The following is a 25,856-nucleotide window of genomic DNA, read 5'->3' as shown; positions in this document are numbered from 1 at the left end:
TGTGTGCAAATAAAAATGCCTTTCGATAAGGAAAGGCATTTTTATATTTTACAAAGAAATTTAGTGATGTAACACTTCTTCTCCTTCTTTCATCGGCACGTTTTGAGGAACAAAATCTTCATCATGTCCAGGTTTGCTATAATCATATGGCCATCTGTAAACATGAGGGATTTCTCCAGGCCAGTTTCCATGTATATGTTCAACTGGAGCAGTCCATTCTAGCGTATTCGATTTCCAAGGATTTTGAACTGATTTTTTTCCATAAAATATACTACTAAAGAAATTGTATAAGAAAACCAATTGGAATGCACCACCAACTAAAGCAAATACCGTAATAATTACATTCACGTTTGCTAAATCATCAAAAAGTGGGAAGTTTGTATTTGTATAATATCTTCTTGGTAAACCTGCCATTCCAATAAAGTGCATTGGGAAGAATACACCATAAGCACATACTGCTGTTACCCAGAAATGAATATAACCTAAATTTTTATTCATCATTCTTCCAAACATTTTTGGGAACCAATGATATATTCCAGCAAACATTCCATAAAGAGCAGAAATACCCATTACTAAGTGGAAATGAGCAACTACGAAATAAGTATCGTGAACATTAATATCAAGTGTACTATCACCAAGAATAATACCTGTTAAACCTCCGGTGATGAATGTAGAAACCAATCCAATAGAGAATAACATTGCAGGATTTAATTGTAAGTTACCTTTCCAAAGAGTTGTTATGTAATTAAATGCTTTTACTGCAGAAGGAATTGCAATCAACAAGGTGGTAAATGTAAATACAGAACCTAAGAAAGGATTCATTCCAGAAATAAACATGTGATGACCCCAAACGATAGTTGATAAGAATGCAATTGCTATAATTGACATAATCATTGCTCTGTAACCAAAGATTGGTTTACGCGAATTAGTTGCAATAACTTCAGAAGTAATACCTAGAGCAGGAAGTAAAATGATGTATACTTCAGGATGTCCAAGGAACCAGAAAAGGTGCTCAAATAGTACAGGTGAACCACCTTGGTAGTTTAGAACTTCTCCAGCTAAATAAATGTCTGACAAGAAAAATGATGTTCCAAAACTTCTATCCATAATCAACATAAGAGCTGCTGATAATAAAACTGGAAACGAAATTACACCAATAATAGCAGTAATAAAAAACGCCCAAATTGTTAATGGAAGTCTTGTCATTGACATTCCTTGTGTTCTTAAGTTTATTACAGTAACAATATAATTCAATGAACCAAGTAACGAAGCAGCAATAAACACAGCCATAGACACTAACCATAAAGTCATACCTGTTCCCGAACCAGATATTGCTTGAGGAAGAGCACTTAACGGCGGATATATAGTCCAACCAGCAGATGCAGGTCCAGATTCAACAAAAAGTGAAGAAATCATTATGATACTTGACAGGAAAAATAACCAGTAAGAAACCATGTTTAAAAAACCAGATGCCATATCTCTAGCACCAATTTGTAATGGTATAAGTAAATTACTGAAAGTTCCACTCAAGGCAGCTGTCAATACAAAGAATACCATGATAGTACCATGTATTGTAATTAATGATAGATAAGCTTCATTAGTCATTACTCCGCCTGGAGCCATTTTTTCACCTAAGAAAAAAGTAAATATTTTGAATGATTCTTCAGGCCAAGCTAATTGCATTCTAAAAAGCAATGACATTCCAACACCAATAACACCCATGATAATACCCGTTAACAGATATTGCTTAGCAATCATTTTGTGATCGATGCTAAAAATGTATTTGGTTATAAAAGTATCTTTATGGTGATGTTCGTGGTCGTGACCATGATCATTATCGTGTGCGTGATTGTGAGCTTCTGCTGACATAATACTGTACTTTAAATTTTATGTAAAATTATTATAATTATTTTTGAGCAACAAGTGTAGAGTCTGTTTTAACTTTTGTTGAAGCTGTGTCGTTTTTTACTGGTTTACCTTCAGTTTCTTTTAATTTTTCTTCCGCTAAAGAGGTTTTTACTGCACTGACAATAGTCTGCTTATCTTTTAACCATGCTTTAAAATCTTCTGGTGTATCAACCACAATTTTCATTTGCATGTTGTAATGAGAAGCACCACAAATCTTATTACATAACAATAAATAATCAAATGCATATGGATCTAGTGCTGTTTGACCTTTTGCTACTAATTCTTGACTTTTCTTAGCTCTTATAGCATTAATGTTTGCTACTTTCTCTATCATTGCTGGTCTATCTCTCATTTCAGCAGTAGTCAATGTTGGAATAAAAGAAAAACTTGTAACCATTCCAGGAACACAATTCATTTGTGCTCTAAAGTGTGGCATGTAAGCTGAGTGTAATACATCTTGAGAACGCATTCTAAAAATTACTCTTTTACCTTTTGGGATATGTAATTCTTTAGATGCAAAATCATCTTGAGCATTTGGATCAGATAAATCGACACCTAAATTATTTACACCTTCAATATATCTTACGTTAGCTTTACCTAAAACATTATCTGCTCCAGAATATCTTGCTTCCCAATTAAATTGTTGAGCATATAACTCGATAACGATAGAATCTTGCTCTTGTTCTTTATCAACAAACATAATATTATTCCAAGCATATAAACCATAAAGGATTAAACCTGCTAAAACTACTGCCGGGATAGAACTCCAGATTACTTCTAATTTATTATTGTCTGCAAAATATAAAGCTTTTTGACCTTCTTTACCTCTATATTTATAGGCGAAATAATGAAGCAATGCTTGAGTAATTGTTTGTACAACAAAGATTAAAACCAATGAAATAATCATTAAGTTATCTACTAATGGACCATGTTCGGAAGCAGAATCGCTTAACAATGGGAAGTGACCATAATTTAGAACACAATATATAGTTGTTAAATATATGAATACAAGAAAAGCAAACATTAAGTAACCGTTTACTTTATTGTCATTGTCATTTGCAACTTGAGTATCGTTAACATTTGCACCAACTTGAGTTAAGTCGAAAATCTTTGTTAACTGCCACAAGGCAACTGCCAATAAAGCTACAACTATAAGTATCAAAAGAGTTGTCATTTGTTTTTTACTTTAAAATATTAATAATGGAAATGTTTACTTTCTTCAATAAATGGATTTCTTTTTGGAACTAACGGAGCTTTAGTAAGTGCCGTAAATACAACATAGATAAACAATCCAACAAAGAATAAAATAGATGCAATTTCTGGAATTCCAATAAACCATCTGTCACCAACCGTTGCCGGCATTATCATGTTGAAGAAATCAACATAGTGACCAAACAGAATTATGATACCTGCCATTACTATAATCCAGAAAACACGTTTGAAATCGGTGTTGATTAACAATAATATTGGGAAAATAAAATTTAAAACTACTGCACCAAAGAATGGTAGATTGAAGTGTTCAATTCTAGTTTTGAAATAAGTAACTTCTTCCGGGATATTAGAATACCAAATAAGCATGAATTGTGAAAACCATAAGTATGTCCAGAAAACACTAATACCAAACATGAATTTTGATAAATCGTGAATATGACTTGAGTTTACATTTTCTAAATATCCTTTTGATTTTAAGTAAATAGTTACCATTTGAATAGCTGTAATTCCACTCACAAAGAAACTTGCAAAAACATACCATCCAAATAAAGTACTGAACCAGTGTGGATCAACTGACATAATCCAATCCCAAGCCATAATTGATTCAGAAACTATAAAGAAAACTAAAAATGCCGCTGACAACTTAAAGTTCTTTTTGTAAAATGAATTGTCATTAGATTCATCTTGAGCTAAACAATTTTTTCTAGAATAATGTCTATATAAATTCCAAACTGTTAAGAACAATATAGCTCTAATAATCCAAAAAGGAAAGTTCAAATATCCTGACTTACCAGCAATTAAATGATCATAATTTTCGTGTCCAACTTCGGTTACTCCATCGTTCATCCAAACAAATAAGTGATTTAAGTGGAAACCAGAACATAATAATAAAACAAAGAAAATTATAGAACCAGGTAATAGATAAGAAGTAACACCTTGCATTACTCTGAACAATACTGGAGACCAACCTGCTTGTGCCACTTGTTGGATAGCATAAAAAGCTAATGCCCCAAGAGAAATCAACATAACAAATAGACATGCTACATAAAGCGCTGCCCAAGGTTTATTTTGAAGTTGGTGTAAAACATGTTCTAAATGCTCTTTGTGAGCAGCTTCTGCTTTTGCATCATGTTTTTCAACCGCATGTGAATCATGGGAATCTCCATGACCATGACTATCAGCTGCAAGAATTGTCTCTACGTCTTGAATTGTTTTTGGTGCTGTGAAAAAACCATAACCAATTCCCAATACTCCAACGAGCATTAAGACCAAAGAAAGTGTTTTTAATTTACTAGAAAAAGTATACATATCTATAACAATCTGTTTATTCTACAATTATAATTCGCTTTTCAATTTTTGAACATAAGCGGCAACTTGCCATCTTTCTTCTTTGCTCAACTGATTAGCATGAGAACCCATTGAATTTAATCCATAAGTAATTACGTGAAAAATACTACCTTCAGTAATTGGTCTATCTGCGTAACTAGGAACACCTAGAAACTTTTCATTAGTAACTAGTTTACCTTTTCCATTTCCAGAAGTTCCATGACAAATAGCACAATAAATATCATATAATTCTTGAGCTTTTTTCATATCAACTTGAGTTGAGTCCAAAGGTGATTTCAAGTTGGCTTTAGCTAATTCATATCCTGCTGTAGTGTTTGGATATTCATAAGGTTCAAAACCTCTTTTAATCGTTCCATCTGGAGGCAATTGTCCTGATTTCCCTTTCAAACCTGTTGGTGAGTTGAAAGCATCAGACTCTACATAAGTTTCATAAGCTACCGACTCATACATGTTTGGCATGTATTGGTAATTTGGTTTCAAGTCATCTTTACAAGATACCGTTGAAACTATTATCACTACTATAAATACTATTTTAAGTAAATTTTTCATACTTTATTATTAATGCTTTTCTACAACTTTAACTTCTACTGCACCAGTGTTTTGGAAAAACTTAACTAGTTCGTCTTCATTATTATTTACCGATACTTCCATTAAGAAATGATCATCCGTTGTTCTTACATCAGGATTTTCAGCTTGCTTAAATGGCCATAATTTACTTCTCATATAAAAAGTGATTACCATTAAGTGAGCAGCAAAAAATACAGTCATCTCAAACATAACAGGAACAAAAGCTGGCATATTTTGGTAGTATGCAAAACTTGGTTTACCTCCAATGTCTTGTGGCCAATCTTCAATCATGATGTAATTCATCATAACTGTTGCAACTGTCAAACCAATACAACCATAGATAAAAGCACAAATAGCTAATCTTGTTGGTGGAATTCCCATTGCTTTATCCAATCCGTGAACAGGAAATGGTGTAAAAACTTCTTCAATATGGTGATGTGCTTTTTTGGTTTGCTTTACAGCATCCATCAAGATGTCATCATCATTATATATTGCGTGTATAACTTTAGTACTACTCATGACAAATATTAATGTTTATCTGAATGATTATCTCCTTTTAGTTCTCTTTCTCTCTTATAATTTTCACCCGAAGATTTCAAAATTGTTTTTACCTCTGCTTGAGCAATCACTGGGAAAGTTCTAGCATATAAAAGGAATAATACAAAGAAGAAACCGATTGTTCCAATAAAAATTCCAATATCAACAAATGTTGGTGAGAACATTGTCCAAGATGATGGTAAATAATCCCTGTGTAGTGATGTTACGATAATTACAAATCGCTCAAACCACATTCCAATATTTACTACAATTGAGATTATAAAAGAGAACATGATACTTGTTCTTAATTTTTTAGACCACATGAACTGAGGTGAAAACACATTACATGTCATCATTGCCCAATAAGCCCATGCGTAAGGTCCAGTTGCTCTGTTCAAAAATGCATACTGTTCATACTCTACACCAGAATACCATGCAACAAATAACTCAGTTATGTAAGCAACACCTACAATAGAACCTGTAATCATGATTACAATATTCATTAATTCTATATGTTGTATAGTGATGTAAGCTTCTAAGTTAGAAACCTTTCTCATGATGATAAGCAATGTATTTACCATCGCAAATCCAGAGAATACAGCACCAGCAACGAAGTATGGTGGGAAAATTGTTGTATGCCATCCAGGAATTACAGAAGTAGCAAAGTCAAAAGATACAATAGTGTGTACAGAAAGTACAAGTGGAGTTGCTAAACCTGCTAATACAAGAGAAACTTCTTCAAAACGTTGCCAATCTTTTGCTCTTCCGCTCCAACCGAAACTTAAAATAGAGTAAATCTTTTTGTTGAAAGGAGTTACAGCTCTATCTCTTAACATTGCAAAGTCAGGCAATAATCCAGTCCACCAGAAAACAAGTGAAACAGAAAGATAAGTAGAGATTGCAAATACGTCCCAAAGTAACGGTGAGTTAAAGTTTACCCATAGAGAACCAAATTGATTCGGAATTGGAACAACCCAATAAGCTAACCAAGGTCTACCCATGTGAATAATTGGGAACAAACCAGCTTGAATAACCGAGAAAATGGTCATTGCTTCAGCAGAACGGTTAATTGCCATTCTCCATCGCTGACGGAATAATAAAAGTACTGCAGAAATCAAAGTTCCAGCGTGACCAATACCAACCCACCAAACGAAATTGGTGATATCCCAAGCCCAACCTACTGTTTTATTTAATCCCCAAGTTCCAATACCTGTAGATATTGTATAAATGATGCAACCAATTCCCCAAAGGAAAGCGATCAATGCGATGGAAAAAACTGTCCACCATTGTTTGTTTGCTCTACCTTCAACTGGAGCAGCTACATCAACTGTTACGTCGTGATAAGTTTTATCACCTATAACTAAAGGTTTTCTAATGGGTGCTTCGTAATGAGACGACATAATCCTTTATATTGTTTGTAATTATTATATATTTCTTACTTTAACTTGGTAAACCACATTTGGTTTTGTTCCAACACTTTCTAATAAGTGGTAAGCTCTTTTATCCTCTGCTAATTCAGCAATTTTATTTGCTTTATTATTTATATCTCCAAATGCCATCGCGCCAGTAGAACAAGCAGCAGAACATGCAGTTTGGAATTCATCAACAGCTACTTCTCTTCCTTCGCGTTTTGCAGTAAGAATTGTTTTTTGTGTCATTTGAATACACATAGAACATTTTTCCATAACTCCACGAGAACGAACATTCACATCTGGATTAATAACCATACGACCTAAGTCATTGTTCATATGGAAATCAAATTCGTCATTATTATTATATAAGAACCAGTTGAAACGACGTACTTTATAAGGACAGTTGTTTGCACAATATCTAGTTCCAACACATCTGTTGTAAGCCATTTGGTTTTGACCTTGACGACCGTGAGATGTAGCAGCTACTGGACAAACTGTTTCACATGGCGCGTGATTACAGTGTTGACACATAATTGGTTGGAAAACAACTTGAGGATTATCCGATGGATTTTCCATTTCTCCAAAACCACCTAATGAACCATTATCTCCAAATAATCCGTTGAAATTTTCTTTCTTCTCGTTATCTTTTTCAAAAGTTTCTTCAGAAGAATAATATCTATCAATACGCAACCAATGCATATCACGACTTCTTCTAACCTCAGATTTTCCAACAACTGGTACGTTGTTTTCGGCGTGACAAGCAATAACACAAGCACCACAACCCGTACAAGAATTCAAATCAATTGACAAATTGAAATGATGACCGATAGAACGATCAAATGATTCCCATAAATCAACAGACGTTGCTTCTACTTCTTTGTGATCTAATGAAACCATCGGTGCAGGATTCCAAACCTGTGGTTCATTATATTTTGTACTGAATATTTCTAAAGTTGTTTCTTTAACAATATCACCTCTACCCATTAATGTTCTTTGTGATTGAACACAAGCAAATTCGTGTTCTCCACTAGCTTTTTCAATGGTAACCGATTGTACATTATTAAAGTTAGCATACAAAGCATAAGCATTAACTCCAACTTGCATTTCTTCTTTCATCGAAGCTTTTCTACCATAACCTAAGGCTAAACCTAAAGTTCCAACCGCTTGACCTGGTTGAACAATTACAGGAACAGTAATTTCAGTTTTACCCGATTTAATAGTAGCATAACTTCCATTTAATCCACCGTTTGCAACAATTTCATTTGCTAATTCTAATTTATCAGCATCAGCTTTAGAAACAGTAACATAATTATCCCAAGAAACTCTTGTGATTGGATCTGGAAACTCTTGCAACCAAGGATTGTTTGCTTGTTGTCCGTCACCTAAACCAGTTTTAGTATATAAATTTAATTCAAAACCTTGTGCAGATTTAGATTGAGCCAAAGCATTTGCTGCTCCAGAAAAATCAGCCGAACCTACTGTTGCTGCAGCTAAAGTTCCAACTGAAACACCATCATGCAATGTTTTATTCCAAGTTGCACCATTAATATATGCTGCTGCATTTGATTTTATGTAATCGTAAAACGAAACTGTATTCCCATTCCAGTCTAACAATGCTTCTTGAAATTGCTTAGAACTAAATAATGGTTTGATTGTTGGTTGTACTAAAGAATAAGTTCCTTTTGTCAACATTAAATCATTCCAACTCTCTAAATAATGAGGTGCCGGAACTGCAATATTTGTAATTGATGCTGTTTCATCTTCTTTTATAGAAAAAGCTACAGACAATTTTACTTTTTTCAAACCAGAAACAAAAGCATCGCTATTTGCTAATGTATAAACAGGATTAACTCCGCTTAACAAAAGAGTATGAACAGTTCCTGCATTCATATCAGCAACAAGTTGAGCTACTTTTTCGTTAGAACCTTTTCTTATTTGTCTTGTTCCGATAGTTGAAAATGCCTCACTAGTCAATGCTTGATTGATAGCTAAAACAAGTAATTGAGCGTTCTTATCTTGAATACCAGAAACTAAAACCCCTTTTGAACCAGCATCTCTTAATTGTTTTGCCGCTTTAATTACTACATCTTCATTTGCCACTTTTCCAGTAGCAACTGATGAGCCTGTAATTATATTGTATATTTTAACTAAAGCTAATTTTTGATTAGCTACAGTCATTGGAACTCTTTTATCAGCTGCGGCTCCAGACAAAGTCATGTTTGCCTCAAACTGAAAATGTTTTGACATTTTCCCAGCTTGCGGAACTCTTCCTTTTGCATAACCTGTATCAAATCCGCCACCTTGCCAATCTCCTAAAAAGTCAGCTCCAACAGAAACGATAACGTTAGCTTTTGAAAAATCATAATCTACTAAAGCTCTTTCTCCTGAAACTGCTTCAAAAGCATCAAGTGCTGCCGATTCAGAAACTGCATCATAAACAACATGCTTTGCCGTTGGATTTTTTGCAATGAATTCAGCGATTAACTTTTCAGTGGATGGACTAGCTAAAGTGTTAGTTAAGATTACAACTTGTCCACCTTTTGCTTTTGCATCAGCTAGACTAGCTTTAACTTTCAAATCAGCTTCTTGCCAAGTTGCAGTTTTACCAGCAATCTTAGTTTGCTTCAGTCTTAAATTATCATATAAAGATAAAACAGAAGCATGAACTCTTGCATTTGCTGCAAATTTTGCTCCAGCAACTGTATTATTTTCAATTTTAATTGGACGACCTTCGCGAGTTTTTACTAATAAATTAGCAAAGTCAAAACCATCAAACATAGTTGTTGCATAATAATCTGCAACACCAGGAATGATTTGTTCTGGTTGAAGAACATAAGGAATTGATTTATGAACTGGACCTTCGCACGCTGCCAATGTTGCTGCAGCTGTACTAAATCCAACATATTTTAAGAAATCACGACGAGTAGTTGATGAAGATGATAATGAGTCCTTGTCAGATAAAAATTCATCTGTTGGAATTGCTTCCACGAATTCATTATTTCTAAGCGTCTCAACAATAGAACTATTTTCGTTTAGTTCCTCAACACTTTTCCAGTATTTTTTGTTAGATGACATCGTATATAAATATTAGCTTCTTAATAATTTTATTAATAGTGACACTTACCACATTCTAAACCTCCCATTTGTGCTGCAGTTAATTTTTCTACACCATATTTTTTAGAAAGTTCATCGTGAATTTTATCGTAATAAGCGTTTCCTTCCATTTTAACATCAGTTTCACGGTGACATTTAATACACCAACCCATTGTTAAAGGAGCAAATTGTTTTTGAATTTCATATTCTTGAACTGGACCGTGACATTTTTGACACTCAATTCCAGCAACAGTTACGTGTTGTGAGTGATTGAAGTAAGCAAAATCAGGTAAGTTGTGAATTCTAACCCATTTCACTGGACTCGTTTTTCCTGTATATTTTTGAGCTGTTTTGTCCCAACCCACAGCATCATATAGTTTTTGGATTTCTCCATCGTAAAATGCTTTTGAGTATTCTGCTGTTGCAGTAGTATCTGCTACTTCCGCAATATTCTTGTGACAGTTCATACAAACATTCAAGGAAGGAATTCCAGCATTTTTACTAACTCTAGCAGCAGAGTGACAGTATTTACAGTCGATACCATTACTACCAGCGTGAATTCTGTGAGAATAATGAATTGGTTGAATTGGTGCGTAGTCTTGATCAACACCTACTTGCATCATCCAGCTGTAAACAAAATAACCACTTGCCAATAACAAAAATACTGCTGTTACTAAAACTAAAAATTGATTTTTAGCAAATGCTTTCCATATTGGTAATGATGCTTCTTTTTTAGCAACTTCAATACCATTTGATTTAGCGATTTTTGTTAAAAGGTTATTCACGAAGAACAACATCACTACTAACATTAATAACACTACTGCTAATGCACCAAGAATTACGTTGTTTGAAACTCCACCTTCATTTGAAGTTGATGCTAAACCACCATCTTTAATAGCAAGTCCTGCTGGAGCTTCAGCTTTTGGTTCAGAAGTATAAGCAATGATATTATCAATATCTGTTGTTGACAATTGAGGAAAAGAAGTCATAACAGACTTATTATACTCTTCAAAAATAGCAATTGCTTTTGCATCACCAGATTTAATAAAAGCAGAACTATTATTAATCCATTTGTACAACCAAGCTTTGTCATATTTATTGGCAACACCTCTTAATGCTGGACCAGTTGCTTTTGCGTCTAACTTATGACAAGCAGCACAATTTGCATTAAACAAAGCTTTTCCTGCCACAGCATCACCAGTTCCTGCTGCCGCTGGAGCTGCAACTGCTGCTGAATCTTTTGCTGGAGGAGTTGTTTGTGAAAATGAAGTGAAGGAGAACGTTAGCATTAGAGCTAAAGCGAAGAGTATTTTCCTTGAAATCGAACTATGGTTACCCACCTTTTTCATATTTTTATTAATGATTATCGACTAATTTGGCATGATTTTTATACTAGAATATACTTGTAAAAAACCACCGCTTTATTAAAAACTTGCACAAAAATACGACTTATGCTCTATTCTCAAAACCTTAAATATATCATAAATACCAATTTATATTAATTCTAAATAATAATTTCTGTTTTGTTTAATTTATTAAGTTTTACATTTGCATTAAAATCAAACCATTATGAAAATATTAAGTGCCAAAAATTCATTTTTTATCATTGCAATCACCTTGAAAATAAGTTCATTTTCTTATGCTCAAGAGGCAAAAGTTAGTGTAAATCAAGATGTAAAGTTTGAACAATTATTAAATGAAAAACGAAAAATTAATAGCTCAATTACTATTAATGATCGTTATAAAATCCAGATTTTTAATGGTGATAGCGAAAATTCTAAAAAAGCACTCATCAACTTTAAGAAGGAAAACAAAAATATTGATGGAACTATTGTTTTTAGCACACCAATGTATAAAGTTTGGGTTGGAAATTTTAAGACAAGAATTGATGCAGAAAAAAACCTTCAACTACTAAAAAAGAAGTTTCCGAATGCTTTCCTAATCAAACCGAATAAATAAAAAAGTCCCGATTAAATCGGGACTTTTTGTTATGTATTATTTCAACTTTTTCTTCACTTCAACTTCTTGGAAAGCTTCGATTATGTCAAGTTGTTCAATATCGTTGTAGTTCTTAATTTGCATACCGCAATCGTATCCTTTAGAAACATCTTTCACATCATCTTTGAAACGTTTTAATGTTGCTAATTCACCAGTGTAAATTACAACACCTTCGCGAATTAAACGAATTCTAGAGTTTCTGAATATTTTTCCATCAGTAACCATACATCCAGCAATTGAACCAATTTTAGAAACTTTAAATATTTCTCTTATTTCGGCTGTTCCTGTGATTTCTTCTTTCATCTCAGGCGACAACATTCCTTCCATTGCATCTTTCAACTCATTGATTGCATCATAGATAATTGAATAACTTCTGATGTCAATTTCTTCTTTTTGAGCTAATTGACGGGCGTTTCCAGCAGGACGAACGTTAAATCCAATGATGATGGCATCAGAAGCAGACGCTAACATTACATCCGTTTCAGTTATTGCTCCAACACCTTTGTGAATGATGTTAATTTGGATTTCTTCAGTTGATAATTTTGCAAACTCACTTGATAATGCTTCTACAGAACCATCAACGTCACCTTTTAGAATTATATTTAATTCTTTAAACTGACCAAGAGCAATACGACGACCAATTTCTGCTAAAGTAATATGTCTTTGTGTTCTAACTGATTGTTCACGCATTAATTGTAAACGTTTAGTAGCAATTTGTTTTGCTTCTCTTTCGTCTTCAAATACGTTAAATTTATCTCCAGCAGTTGACGCACCATCCAAACCTAAAATAGAGATTGGAGTTGATGGTCCGGCTTCTTTAATGTTGTGACCTCTTTCATCATGCATAGCTTTAACCTTTCCATGATTTTTTCCAGCTAGCACGTAATCACCAACTCTTAACGTTCCTGATTGTACTAATATGGTTGAAACATAACCTCTTCCTTTGTCAAGTTGCGCTTCAACAACAGTTCCAACAGCTGGTTTATTTGGATTGGCTTTTAAGTCTAAAATTTCAGCTTCAAGCAATACTTTTTCTAATAATTCTTTAACACCAGTTCCTTTTTTAGCAGATATATCGTGTGATTGGTATTTTCCACCCCAATCTTCTACTAATAAATTCATAGCCGCTAATTTCTCTTTAATTTTTTCAGGGTTTGCACCTTGTTTATCAATTTTATTGATAGCAAAAATCATTGGAACATTAGCTGCTTGAGCGTGACTAATTGCTTCTTTCGTTTGCGGCATGATATCATCATCAGCAGCAACTACAATAATAGCAATATCTGTTACTTGAGCACCACGAGCACGCATTGCGGTAAACGCTTCGTGACCTGGAGTATCAAGGAAAGTGATTTTTTGACCATTATCCAATTGTACAGCATAAGCACCAATATGTTGAGTAATTCCTCCAGACTCTCCAGCGATTACATTTTCTTTACGAATATAATCTAGCAAAGACGTTTTACCGTGATCAACGTGACCCATTACAGTTACAATCGGCGCACGAGACACTAAGTCTTCTGGTCTATCTTCAACTACTTCCATCGTTTCTTCGATATCAGTAGTAATGAATTCAACTTCATAACCAAATTCGTCAGCAACAATTGATAATGTTTCTGCATCTAAACGTTGGTTCATGGTAACCATAATTCCAAGTGACATACAAGTTCCAATCACTTTTGTGATTGGCACATCCATCATGGTTGCAATTTCACCAACAGTAACAAACTCTGTCACTTTGATTGTTTTGCTTCCTTCGTCTAACGCTTTTTGCTCATCATCAGAACGTTGACGGTGTGAATCTCTTTTATCTCTTCTGTATTTTGCCGCTTTCGATTTAGAACCTTTACCTTGAAGACGTTCTAACGTTTCTTTGATTTGGTTTTTAACCTCTTCTTCTGTTGGCTCAACTTTTTGAACTATAGCAGGACGATTTCCTTTTTGAAAACCTGGTTTGTTAGGAACAAATTTTCCTCCACCTTGTGTATTATTTCCTCCGCTTGTAATAGCAGGTTTATCACCTGGTTTTGGCGGAATACGTTTTCTTTTATTTTTGTTTGCATTAGCATTGTTTGCATTCGCTGCATTGTTTGCTCCGGCAGGACTTGGTTTATTTGCGTCTTTCTTGAACTCTTCTTTTTTCTTTTTAGGTTTATTAAATTGAGATAAATCAATTTTTTGTCCTGTTAAAGTTGGTCCAGAAAGATTTTGATATTGAGTTGTATGCGTTTCATCTTGAGCAACTTCTTCCGTTTGTTGTTTTGGTTGTTCAACTACTTTTATAGGCTCAACCTCTTTTACTTGTTCAACCGGTTTAGCTGGTTCGATTTTAGCTTCAACAACAGGTTTACTAATAGCTTCGATTTTTTCTTCGGGTTTTTTTGGAGAAATTTTTGGCGCTTCTGTTGCTGGTTTTGGATTTAAATCAATTTTACCAACTTGTTTTGGTCCTGTAACAACTGCTTTAGCTTTAATTAATTCTAAGCGTTGACGTTCTTCTTCAAGTCTTCGCTTGTCCTCAATTTCTTTTTCTCTTTCAACTCTAAGAGCTTCTTTTTCTTTTTTGATCTCTTCGCTAATGCCTTTTGAAGCTTCTTTGTTTCCTTTGTCGCCAGCAAATTGACCACAAAGAATATTGTATACATCATCAGAAATTTTTGTGTTTGGACTTGCCTCAATAGCAATTCCTTTATCTTTAAGATAATCCACAGCTCTTTCCAAAGAAATATTTAATTCCCTTAAAACTTTATTAATTCTAATATTTCCTTCAGACATAAAATCTTTTTAATGTTATCTGTTTGTGTTGTGTTGTCGTTTTAAAGAATTAGTCTTCAAACTCTTCTTTTAATATTCTAATCACTTCTAAAATAGTTTCTTCTTCTAGGTCAGTTCTTCTTACTAAGTCGTTCACGTTTTGGCTTAAAATACTTTTAGCAGTATCCAATCCAATTTTTGCAAACTCATCAATAATCCAACCATCGATTTCATCTGAAAACTCAGTTAATTCAACATCATCTTCTTCTAAAGCGGTTCCTTCTCTTATTACATCTAATTCATAACCAGTTAGTAAACCAGCTAATTTAATATTATGTCCACCACGTCCGATTGCTTTTGAAACTTCTTCTAATTTTAAAAATACTTCAGCTCTTTTTGTTTCTTCATTAATTTTTACTGAGGAAACTTTTGCAGGGCTTAATGCTCTCGTGATTAACAATGAAGCATTAGTTGTATAATTAATTACGTCTATATTTTCATTTCCTAATTCGCGAACAATTCCGTGAATTCTAGAACCTTTCATACCAACACAAGCTCCAACAGGATCAATTCTATCATCATAAGAATCAACGGCTACTTTTGCTTTTTCACCCGGAATTCTTACTACTTTTTTAATCATAATCAAACCATCAAAAACCTCTGGAATTTCCTGTTCGAATAATTTCTCTAAAAATTTATCTGCTGTTCTTGACATGATGATTTGTGGCTTATTACCTTTCAATTCAACACTTTCAATTACACCACGAACGTTATCTCCTTTTCTGAAAAAGTCAGATGGAATTTGCTTTTCTTTTGGTAAAACAATTTCGTTTCCTTCATCGTCAACTAGAATTACAACTCTAGGACGAACATGATGTACTTCGGCTGTGTAAATTTCGCCAATTAAATCTTTAAATTGTTTATAAAGATTAGTATTATCGTGCTCGTGAATTTTTGAAATTAAATTTTGGCGCAATGCTAAAATAGCTCTTCTTCCTAAATCTATTAACTTTACTTCTTCTGAAACTTCTTCGCCAATTTCAAAATCTGGCTCAATTTTTCTTGCATCAGTCAATGTGATTTCTTCATTTTCTAAATCTAAATCATCATCAGCTACTACAATTCTTCGTCTCCAAATTTCCATATCACCTTTATCAGGATTGATAATGATGTCAAAGTTATCATCTGAACCGTATTTCTTTTTTAAAGCGTTTCTAAAAACATCTTCTAAAATCGCCATAAGCGTTACTCGATCAATAAGTTTATCGTCTTTAAACTCTGAGAATGATTCGATTAATGCAATATTTTCCATGCCAAATTCTTAATTAAATATTATTATAACAAGTGCTTCTTTTATCTCTGAATAAGGAATTTCACGATTGTGTTCAACAGTTTCTTTTCCTTTTCCTATTTTCTTTGGTTCTCTTGAACTCCATTTTAAGGTAATAAACTCATCATTTGCAGCAGCTAATTCAGCTTCAATTGTTTCATGATTTGTTTTTACTTTTAAAGTTCTTCCTATATTTTTTTTATACTGTCTTATGTTTTTTAATGGAGAAGAAACTCCTGCCGAAGCTACTTCTAACGAAAAATCTTGTTCTTTTCTATCAAGACTATTATCAATAATCCTACTGATATCTATACAATCTTGCAGCGTTACGCCATTATCACCATCTAGTGCTACAGTAACTTTATAAGCATCTGAAACGCTTAAATCTACAAGAAACAACGATGGTTTCTCTAACAATCCACGTTCAATTATATCAGCAATTTTCTCTTTAAATGTCATAGTCGTATAAAAAGAGGGAAGCAAAGCTTCCCTCATTATTTAAAACTGAATGGTAAATAACGGTGCAAATATAATGATTTTTTTATAAATCAAAAATTCATTGTCAAATCAAAAAAAAATAGTAACTTTATTCTATTAATTTATACAACCTATTAACTCATTTTTATTATGAAAAAAATATTAGTGCCAACAGACTTTTCAGATCACGCTCACTATGCACTTAAAGTTGCTTCAGAAATTGCTAAAAAAAATAACGGAGAGATTATTTTGCTTCATATGCTAGAATTACCTCATCAAGCAGGTGACGCTATCGGTAGCGGACATGACTTACCTGAAATCATGTTGTTTAAAAATGCCGCCATAAATAAATTGGAAGATTTAATGGATGATGAATGCTTAGATGGATTAAAAGTATCTGAAGTAGTTCAATTTGAATTGGCTTTTGATGGTATTATGACCGTGAGCAAGAAAAACAATATTGATTTAATTGTTATGGGTTCACACGGCGCAAGTGGGTTCAAAGAAATGTTTATTGGTTCGAATGCAGAAAAAGTTGTTAGAAATTCTGACGTTCCTGTATTAATCATCAAAAAAGAACAATCAACTTTCAATGTAGAAAAATTTGTCTTTGCTTCTGATTTTACAGATGAAATTAGAAAGCCTTTTGAAAAAGTAGTAGAATTTGCTAATAAATTTGGTTCCGAATTACATTTAGTCATGATAAATACGCCAAGTAGTTTCAAACCAACACACGTTGCGCATGAAATTATGAATAATTTTGTTTCAAAATTTGTGATAAATAAATTTTCAACTCATATCTATAACGACACTAACGTTGAGAACGGAATTTTGAATTTTGCCAACCATATCAATGCTGATTTAATTGGAATGAGTACACATGGAAGAAAAGGTTTAGCCCACTTTTTTAATGGAAGCATTAGTGAAGACTTGGTAAATCATGCTGTTAGACCTGTCGTTACTTTCAAAATATAATTAAATAAATAATAGAATCAAAAAATCCCAACCTTTCAGTTGGGATTTTTTGTTGGTCTACAAGGACTCGAACCTTGAAAGACTGCACCAAAAACAGTTGTGTTACCATTACACCATAGACCAGTTTTGCTTATTGCGAGTGCAAATTTATAACAAATTTTATTCTACACAAATAAATATGGTAAAAAATTGAAACAATATTTCAATCAAATCATTATTAACTCACGATTAACCTTCTATGATGTTGTTTTTTTTGTTAAACCACCTTTATTTGCATAAAAAAAATAGTTTCTTTGTAGCACAAAAAAAGTAAAACACTTATTATTGAATTATGCAAAACTTCAATTTCAATAAATGGAATACCATTTTAGGTTGGTCTTCTTTCGCAATTGCCTTAATCACCTACACACTTACCGTAGAACCTACAATGAGTTTCTGGGATTGTGGCGAATACATTTCCACAGCAGCCAAACTAGAAGTTGGTCATCCACCTGGAGCACCTTTATATCAAATTTTAGGAGCGTTTTTCTCCATGTTTGCAACTTCAAACGAAACAGTTGCATTGATGGTAAATATGCTTTCGGTATTTTCTAGCGCATTTACAATATTGTTCATGTACTGGTCGAGTACTATTTTACTGAGACGAATAGTGAGTAATTATACCGAACTTGACAACTCCAAATTAGTTGTGATTCTGGGCAGTTCCTTTGTTGGTTCGTTGGCGTTTACTTTTTCTGATAGTTTTTGGAATAGCGCTATTGAAGCCGAAGTTTATGCAATGGCATCTTTGTTAATTGCATTGCTTTTTTGGCTTGGACTTCGATGGGAACAAGAAATGAATACACCTCGAGGAAATAGATGGTTGTTACTAATTTCATTGATTATCGGGCTTTCGTTTGGTGTGCATTTCATGGCTTTATTGACTATTCCTGCTATCGGATTTTTATATTTCTTTAAAAATTATAAAACGATAACGGTTAAAAACTTCATTATTGCAAACATTATTATTGTTGCCGTTTTATTGTTCATCTTCAAATTATTATTGCCATATACCTTAGCTTTTTTTGGTAAAATGGAAATATTTATGGTGAATAGTTTTGGTTTACCCTTCAACTCTGGAACCATTTTTGCGTTTTTACTAATTGTAGCTTTTTTCTATTTTGGATTAAAATACACGCGCGAAAAAGGTCATCCGTTTTACAATACAGTTATACTTTGTATTCTTTTTGTATTAATTGGTTTTTCAACTTGGTTAATGTTGCCAATTAGAGCAAATGCGAATGTAGTTATCAATGAAAATAAACCTTCAGATGCTGCCGAAGTTTTGGCTTATTATAATCGTGAACAATATGGTGTAAATCCGTTGTTTTATGGACCGCAATATACAGATACTTTTGCTGGTTTAGATGAAAACGAACCCTATTTGGACAAAGCACCCAACTATGAAAGAGATTATAAAACAGGTAAATATGTTATTGTAAACAATTATAAAAATGCTGAACAAAACAGCGATAATAAACACAAAGCTATTTTGCCTCGTCTTTGGAGTACTGAACATATTGAAAACTACATCAATTTTACAGATGTTCCAAAGTTTGAAATCAATCATAATTATCCATTTGAAGAAGATTTAGCGCAATATGGTGTTAACTTAGACAGCTTGACAGAAGAACAAGCAATGCAAGCTGTTGGGCAATTAAAAGAAGAACTTCAAAATAGCATCAACGAATTCAAAACAGCTTATGCTCAAAAGAAAGTTGACAACGAAGATTATGTTAGTTTTCTAAAAAAATATAGCGATTACTTAATAATTGAAAAACCATCAACTTGGGATAATCTTAGCTTTATGGTTGAATATCAATTTGGCTATATGTATGGTCGCTATTTACTTTGGAATTTTGTTGGAAAACAAAATGATGTTCAAGGACGATATGACAATCTGGACGGTAACTGGATTAGCGGAATTGATTTTGTCGATGAAATTCACCTTGGAAAAGGAACTCAAACCAACCTAACGGAAGATATAAAAAACAACAAAGGAAGAAATGTATATTACTTTTTACCTTTCCTTATTGGTTTAATCGGATTAATGTATCATGCGCAAAAAGATTTAAAAAGCTTCTACGTATTATTAGTTTTATTTTTATTTACAAGTTTCGCATTAAAAATCTTTTTAAATGAAAGACCTTTTGAACCTAGAGAAAGAGACTATGCGCTAGTTGGTTCTTTCTACGTTTTTGCTATTTGGATTGGTTTTGGTGTTTATGCCATTTATGAAATAGTTGCTGGTTATATCAAATCCAAACTAGTTGAACCAATAGTAATTACAGCTTGCTTAATAGCTTCACCTATATTAATGGCGACACAAAACTGGGATGATCACGACCGTTCAAATAAATATACAGCTATTGCAATGGCTAAAAATTATTTAGAATCCTGTGAGCCAAATGCTATTTTATATACTATTGGCGATAATGATACTTTCCCGCTTTGGTATGCTCAAGAAATCGAAGGCATCAGACCAGATGTTAAAATTTGTTGTACCAGTTTATTAATGACAGATTGGTATATTGACCAAATGAAGTACAAAACATATACTGCAGAAGGAATGCCTATTTCATTTACACACAACGAATATGTTGGTGATAAATTGGATTATGTTGCGCATATTCCAAAAACTGATGCAAGATGGGATTTGAAAGACTTCATCAAATTCATTAAAAATCCTCAGTCTACTGTTGATTTACAAAATGGTCAAACTATCCATTTTTATCCAACAAATAAAATTAGAATTCCAATCAACAAAGAGAACATCATAAAAAACAAAGTAGTAAATCCAAAATACTTTGACTCTATTGTTCCGTTCATTGATTTAGATGTAAAAGGTAGTGCGATGTACAAAAACCGACTAATCATGCTAGATGTTTTAGCTAACAATGACTGGAAAAGACCTATCTACTTTACTGGTGGAAGTTTTGGTGATGATGATTATCTATGGATGAAAGACTATTTACAATTGGACGGATTGGTTTATAAATTGGTTCCTGTAAAAACTAAAATCGACGAAGAAAACCCAATGGATATGGGACAAATTGACAGCGAAAAAATGTATAATTTAATTTCAAAATGGCAATGGGGTAATGGCGAACTCACAACTATTTATCACGATCCGGAAACTAGAAAAAATAGTATTTCCTACCGAACCAATATGGCCAGATTGATGGAACAATTAATCAATGATGGTCAAAACGAAAAAGCTAAAAAAGTAATTGAAATGGCGATGACTAAAATGCCGATGGATTATTATGGCTATTACACTATGGTTGAACCATTTGCAGCTGGATATTACAAATTAGGCGAAAAAGAAAAAGCAAGACAATTATTAGATCGTTTGATTAACAAATACAAACAAAGCTTAACTTACTTTTCAGGAATTCAACCATCAATTCAAAACGGAATTGCTTCAGACATTATTACTGATATTGAACGATATAGAAGTTTATTATATGTCATGAAAGACAACAAAGACCTTGAATTCTATACTAAAAACAAAGCAGCTTTCAATTCATTAAATAAACGTTTTGAACGTTTTGGCAGAGAAATGGAGTAATTTTTAATTCAAAAAAATTGAAATGTGTCATCATGAAAATTCATTTTGGCACATTTTTTTTATTATTACATTTACAACATGAGTTTATGGATAAAAACAAATCGGCTTATTAAGATACTTTTCCCCAACTATGTTTGGTCAATACCTAACGATGAAAAAAAAGTGTACTTAACTTTTGACGATGGACCAACGCCTGAAATAACGGAATGGGTTTTAGAACAACTAAAAAACTACAATGCCGAAGCTACTTTCTTTTGTATTGGTGATAATTGCAGAAAATATCCTGAAATATTCCAAAAAGTAATTTCAGAAAATCATTCCATTGGAAATCATACTTTTAACCATCTTAAAGGCTGGGAAACCTCAACGGAAGATTACATTAACAATGCAAAACTCTATGAAGCTGAACACTATAAACTGAGTACAGAAAACTGCAAACTCTTTCGTCCACCTTACGGAAAAATAAAACGTTCACAAGCAAAAAAGCTTAGAGAAATGGGTTACAAAATAATTATGTGGGATATTATTTCTTATGATTTTGACGAAAATACATCAAAAGAAAAATGTCTTGAAAATGTTTTGAAAAATATAGAAAGCGGAAGTATTATTGTTTTTCACGACAGCAAAAAAGCCTGGCAAAACCTAGAATATGTTTTACCAAAAACATTAGAGTTTTTAAAAGAGAAAGGATTTACCTGCGAAAAAATCGACTAAAGTTGCTCTTGTACAATTCCAATCAACGTATTAGCATCTAATTCGCCTGATTGTCTCCAAACCATTTGACCTTCTTTATAAATCATTAAAGTAGGCAAACCTTTGATGCGAAGTGCTTCGGCAAGTTCTTGATTTTTATCAACGTCAATTTTAATCACTTTGGCTCTATCACCAAGTGCGGCTGCAACATCTCTAATTACAGGATGCATTGAAACTGATGAATCGTTCCACTCTGTGTAAAAGTCTATCAACACAGGTACTTGAGCGTTAATTAATTCTCCAAATTTTGACATAAAACCAAAATATTTTAATTTTCTTTTATAAAGAAATGAATTTAGAATACTACAAATGTAGCATTTTTAACTAATTATGCTACTTTTTCTGCTTTTTTTAGTTCGAAAACCGTTATTTCTGGCCAAATTCCAACACGACCAGGATAAGCATGAAACCCAAAACCGCGATTTACATAGATATATCGTCCTAAATTTTCATATAATCCAGCCCATTGTTTGTAAACATATTGTACTGGACTCCATCGGATAATTCCGGGTATTTCAATTCCAAATTGCAATCCGTGTGTATGTCCAGATAGCGTTAATTGGAAATTTTTATCATGGTTTTTAACTTCATATTCCCAATGACTTGGATCATGACTCATTAATATTTTAAAATCTTCATTGGTCAATCCTTCTGACGCTTTATTCAAATCTCCAGCTTGCTTGAAGTTTTTACCCCAATTTTCTACTCCAACAATAGCTATTTCACTAGTACCTTTTTTGATTTTTTTGTTTTGGTTTAAAAGCAAATCAAAACCAATATCGCCATATACTTTTTTAATGGCTTCAAAATTTTCGTCTTTTGCTGCTTGCGATGGCCAAGTTACATATTCTCCATAATCATGATTGCCTAAAACCGCGAATTTTCCATATTGATGATTATCAATTTTATTAAAAGTTTCAATCCAAGGATGCATTTCCGTAGCATGTGTATTGACAATATCGCCAGTAAAAAGCATCAAATCGGTTTTGTGTTGATTAATCAAATCAACTGCATATTGTATTTTTTCTGGATTATCAAAACTTCCGCTATGAACATCGGATATTTGAGTAATTGTGAAACCATCAAAATCATCGGGCAAATCTGAAAAAAACAGCGTTTGTTTGATTACCTTATAATTGTATTTCCCTTTCGTCATTCCGTATAACAGTGAAGTAAACGGAATTGCCGCAATTGCTAGAGCCATCTGACTGATGAATTTTCGTCGGTTTGGCAAAAAATTTCCCGAATCGTTATCGCCCATAAAATGAGTAATTGTTCCGCTAAAAATCCGGAAAATATCTTCCAAAAACATGAATAATGTCAATATAATTTTTGGAACAAGCACCAACAACAACAATCCTAAAGTAAATAATGACATTTGCGTTTGTCCAACACTTCTATCAAATTTTGAAAATTGGTAGAAAATAAAAATGATTACTGATATAGAGACTATCAAATATACTGAAAGTACAACTCTAGATTTTGAAATTGTTCTTATCGCTTGAAAAGAATAAATTTCAACAATAGCAATGATTATGAAGAGAAATAACCAACGAAACATACAAATATTTTCGGCAAAATAACGAATAAAGTAATCACTAAATTACATTGTTATGGTTTTTTTAACGTGTGTTAAGTAAAAGCAAATACAAGATAACTTTCTATTGATTTTTACTTCATAAAAATAATAACCAATTTCATAAAAAACGTCATCACTTTCATGAAAAATAAAACATTTTACAAAAACAAACTATTTGATTTGCAATGTTTACAATTTCATTAAAACACATTTCTTATGAAAAAAATACAGCAATTTCGACTAGAAATCATTTTAGTTATAATCTATTTTCTGCTTTTTATGATCTTCTATTTGAATTTCCGATAATTATTTAATGAATTTTTGTTTTAAAAATATTGTTTTACGTTTCATGAAAAAAAACTGCTGTTTCGTGAAAACTTTAACTTTTTTAGAAATTGTCACCTGATTTTTGCTCAAAATTTTAAAACCAAATCACATGAAAAGAGTATTACTTATTACAACTTTGATTACCTCAACACTTATTTTTGCACAAGTTCCAACTAATGGATTAATTAGTTACTTTAACTTTGAGAATACTTTAAATAGTAATTCTCCAACGCACAGTTTTACAAACGGAACAACAACAAACATAACTTATAATACTGGTTACTATGGACAAGGTGTTTCATATACTGGAGCAGAAACTTTAGTGAATTCTACAATCTCAAGTGCAATAACATCACAAGCCAAATATACAATTGCATGGTGGGAATTCAGACCAATAGGTGTTCCAACTAATTATTCAACTTCTTTTGAATTGGGAGAAACAAACTATTATAGAGCAACAAACTCGTCTGGTTGTTATGCGCCAACATATTATCCTAATAGATATGAATTTGGTTTGTTAGATGGTCCAGCCTACAGATGTCTTACTTTACAAGAACAAGCAACTTTGGCTGGCTCTTGGGTACATCATGCTGTTGTTCACAACGGAACTTCGGTTAGTTATTATTTAAACGGTGCTTTAAGTATTAACACTTGGCTTTTGAATTACTCCGGTTTAAATTTAGCAACAAATAAATTTACTTTTGGCGGTGGAACAAATGGTGGTGTAATTAACACTGCAAAATGTATGAATGGAAAATTAGACGAATTATATGTTTACAATAGAGAATTATCAGCTGCTGAAATTCTTGCGGTCAAAAATTCATCTGTTGGTATTTTACAAACACCTGTTATTTCAAATGTTGCTTCACTTTTTATATCTTCTAGTGCAACAGTTTCTTACACAATTAATGCTTCAGGATTAGCAACAACTTCTGTAATTAAATATGGTAATTCTAGTACTGCTTTGACAAATCAAGTTACAGGTGGAAATGCTTCAGGAAATTCTAATACAAATTTAAGTACTTCAATTTCTGGTTTATCATCTTCCAATACTTATTATTATCAAATTGAGGCAACCAATGCTGATGGAACAACAGTATCACCAATATATACATTAAGTTATAATTTAATTCAAAAATTTCCATTTGATAATTCTTTGAACAACGAAAACAATACAATCTCTTTGAGTCCTTTATCAACTAGTCCAACTTTTGTAGACAATCGATTTAGTCAACCTAACAAAGCTGTTTTTATCAATAACCAACAAATGAATGCTTCGATTTCTAATTTACCACAAGGAAATGCACAAAGAACAGTTTCTTTTTGGATGAAAAGAGTAACCGATCAAAATCATTTAGTTTTTGCCTGGGGAACTCCTGCAACTAATCAAGCTTATGGTATGTTAATTAATGCTGGAAGTGGAAACTTAAATTATTATGGTTGGGGAAATGATTTTGTAATTACAGGTTTAGGACACAATTCAAGTTGGTCACATTATGTTTTAACTTTTAATGGAACTTCAGCAAGTGCTTATAAAGACGGAACGCTATTAGGCACTTCATCAAGAGCATGGAATAGCACAGGAACTAATTTAATTTTTGGAAATTACGCTGGAGGAAGTAGTGCGTCAAGTATTAGTTTGAACGCACACATTGATGATTTTGAAATTTACAATATTGCACTTTCTTCATCAGAAGTTATAGCATTATATAACAATCAAAGCGTGCTTTCAAATCAAGATTTTAATTCAAATAATCTAAAAGCAACAATCTACCCAAATCCAACTTCAGATAATTTCTCAATTGAAATGGAAAATGAAGTAAAATCAGTAGAAATCTATTCGCTTCAAGGTCATAAAGTGATGACTGCTAGTTCAAAAGAAATTAATGTTTCTAACTTATCGAAAGGAATCTATTTAATTCGTATTGAAGATTCAAACAATGCTATTGCAACACAAAAACTAATAATTAAATAATT

18 protein-coding genes and 1 tRNA gene are annotated in these 25,856 nt (G+C 32.8%); 5 read left to right on the top strand and 14 right to left on the bottom strand.

The window, feature by feature from the left end:
* Positions 1–60: 60 nt before the first annotated feature.
* From BC748_RS06575 to BC748_RS06540, 8 genes are read right to left on the bottom strand one after another with little or no spacing between them, the layout of a single operon-like run.
* Entirely contained in the window at positions 61–1,869 is a 1,809-nt protein-coding gene (locus BC748_RS06575) for a cytochrome c oxidase subunit I (RefSeq protein WP_133532666.1), read from the bottom strand.
* A gap of 37 nt (positions 1,870–1,906) precedes the next feature.
* Entirely contained in the window at positions 1,907–3,082 is a 1,176-nt protein-coding gene (locus BC748_RS06570; RefSeq protein WP_133532665.1) for a cytochrome c oxidase subunit II, read from the bottom strand.
* A 20-nt stretch (positions 3,083–3,102) separates the two neighbouring features.
* Positions 3,103–4,428, bottom strand: coding sequence for a quinol:cytochrome C oxidoreductase (locus tag BC748_RS06565; protein ID WP_133532664.1), 1,326 nt, complete (start codon positions 4,426–4,428; stop codon positions 3,103–3,105).
* Positions 4,429–4,455: 27 nt separating this feature from the next.
* Positions 4,456–5,016, bottom strand: a complete 561-nt coding sequence (locus BC748_RS06560) for a c-type cytochrome (protein WP_133532663.1) — start codon at positions 5,014–5,016, stop codon at positions 4,456–4,458.
* A 9-nt stretch (positions 5,017–5,025) separates the two neighbouring features.
* A complete protein-coding gene (locus tag BC748_RS06555; RefSeq protein ID WP_133532662.1) occupies positions 5,026–5,553 on the bottom strand; it encodes a DUF3341 domain-containing protein in 528 nt (175 codons plus the stop codon).
* 8 nt (positions 5,554–5,561) lie between these two features.
* Complete coding sequence (gene nrfD, locus BC748_RS06550; RefSeq protein WP_133532661.1) at positions 5,562–6,971, bottom strand: NrfD/PsrC family molybdoenzyme membrane anchor subunit; 1,410 nt, start codon at positions 6,969–6,971, stop codon at positions 5,562–5,564.
* Between the two features lie 24 nt (positions 6,972–6,995).
* Complete coding sequence (locus tag BC748_RS06545; RefSeq protein ID WP_133532660.1) at positions 6,996–10,058, bottom strand: TAT-variant-translocated molybdopterin oxidoreductase; 3,063 nt, start codon at positions 10,056–10,058, stop codon at positions 6,996–6,998.
* 32 nt (positions 10,059–10,090) lie between these two features.
* Entirely contained in the window at positions 10,091–11,425 is a 1,335-nt protein-coding gene (locus BC748_RS06540; RefSeq protein ID WP_133532659.1) for a c-type cytochrome, read from the bottom strand.
* 220 nt (positions 11,426–11,645) lie between these two features.
* Between BC748_RS06540 and BC748_RS06535 the strand changes: the two genes are divergently transcribed.
* Entirely contained in the window at positions 11,646–12,035 is a 390-nt protein-coding gene (locus tag BC748_RS06535; protein ID WP_133532658.1) for an SPOR domain-containing protein, read from the top strand.
* 36 nt (positions 12,036–12,071) lie between these two features.
* On the opposite strand, the gene infB is transcribed toward BC748_RS06535, so the two are convergent.
* From infB to rimP, 3 genes are read right to left on the bottom strand one after another with little or no spacing between them, the layout of a single operon-like run.
* Complete coding sequence (infB, locus tag BC748_RS06530) at positions 12,072–14,849, bottom strand: translation initiation factor IF-2 (protein ID WP_133532657.1); 2,778 nt, start codon at positions 14,847–14,849, stop codon at positions 12,072–12,074.
* Positions 14,850–14,898: 49 nt separating this feature from the next.
* Complete coding sequence (nusA, locus tag BC748_RS06525; RefSeq protein WP_133532656.1) at positions 14,899–16,140, bottom strand: transcription termination factor NusA; 1,242 nt, start codon at positions 16,138–16,140, stop codon at positions 14,899–14,901.
* A 9-nt stretch (positions 16,141–16,149) separates the two neighbouring features.
* A complete protein-coding gene (rimP, locus tag BC748_RS06520) occupies positions 16,150–16,617 on the bottom strand; it encodes a ribosome assembly cofactor RimP (RefSeq protein WP_133532695.1) in 468 nt (155 codons plus the stop codon).
* A gap of 168 nt (positions 16,618–16,785) precedes the next feature.
* On the opposite strand from rimP, the gene BC748_RS06515 reads away from it, so the two are divergent.
* Entirely contained in the window at positions 16,786–17,610 is an 825-nt protein-coding gene (locus BC748_RS06515; RefSeq protein ID WP_133532655.1) for a universal stress protein, read from the top strand.
* A gap of 52 nt (positions 17,611–17,662) precedes the next feature.
* On the opposite strand, the gene BC748_RS06510 is transcribed toward BC748_RS06515, so the two are convergent.
* Positions 17,663–17,733, bottom strand: a tRNA-Gln gene (locus BC748_RS06510).
* 208 nt (positions 17,734–17,941) lie between these two features.
* Here BC748_RS06510 and BC748_RS06505 point away from each other — a divergent pair.
* Positions 17,942–21,220 carry a glycosyltransferase family 117 protein gene (locus BC748_RS06505; protein WP_133532654.1) on the top strand — a complete coding sequence of 1,093 codons (3,279 nt, stop codon included), beginning with the start codon at positions 17,942–17,944 and terminating at the stop codon, positions 21,218–21,220.
* 78 nt (positions 21,221–21,298) lie between these two features.
* Positions 21,299–21,934, top strand: coding sequence for a polysaccharide deacetylase family protein (locus BC748_RS06500; protein ID WP_133532653.1), 636 nt, complete (start codon positions 21,299–21,301; stop codon positions 21,932–21,934).
* Here BC748_RS06500 and BC748_RS06495 read toward each other — a convergent pair.
* Positions 21,931–22,275 (bottom strand): thioredoxin family protein, encoded by a 345-nt coding sequence (locus BC748_RS06495; protein ID WP_281275071.1) that lies wholly within the window; start codon positions 22,273–22,275, stop codon positions 21,931–21,933. The two genes, BC748_RS06500 and BC748_RS06495, sit on opposite strands and share 4 nt — an antisense overlap.
* 26 nt (positions 22,276–22,301) lie before the next feature.
* Positions 22,302–23,534: a metallophosphoesterase gene (locus tag BC748_RS06490; RefSeq protein ID WP_133532651.1), complete on the bottom strand. Its 1,233-nt coding sequence runs from the start codon at positions 23,532–23,534 to the stop codon at positions 22,302–22,304.
* Between the two features lie 454 nt (positions 23,535–23,988).
* On the opposite strand from BC748_RS06490, the gene BC748_RS06485 reads away from it, so the two are divergent.
* Positions 23,989–25,854, top strand: a complete 1,866-nt coding sequence (locus BC748_RS06485; RefSeq protein WP_133532650.1) for a T9SS type A sorting domain-containing protein — start codon at positions 23,989–23,991, stop codon at positions 25,852–25,854.
* The last annotated feature ends 2 nt before the right edge of the window (positions 25,855–25,856 follow it).

The sequence above is a fragment of the Flavobacterium dankookense genome, assembly GCF_004362665.1.
GTDB classification, from domain to species: Bacteria; Bacteroidota; Bacteroidia; order Flavobacteriales; family Flavobacteriaceae; genus Flavobacterium; species Flavobacterium dankookense.
This window is presented reverse-complemented; position numbering and strand designations above follow the sequence as displayed.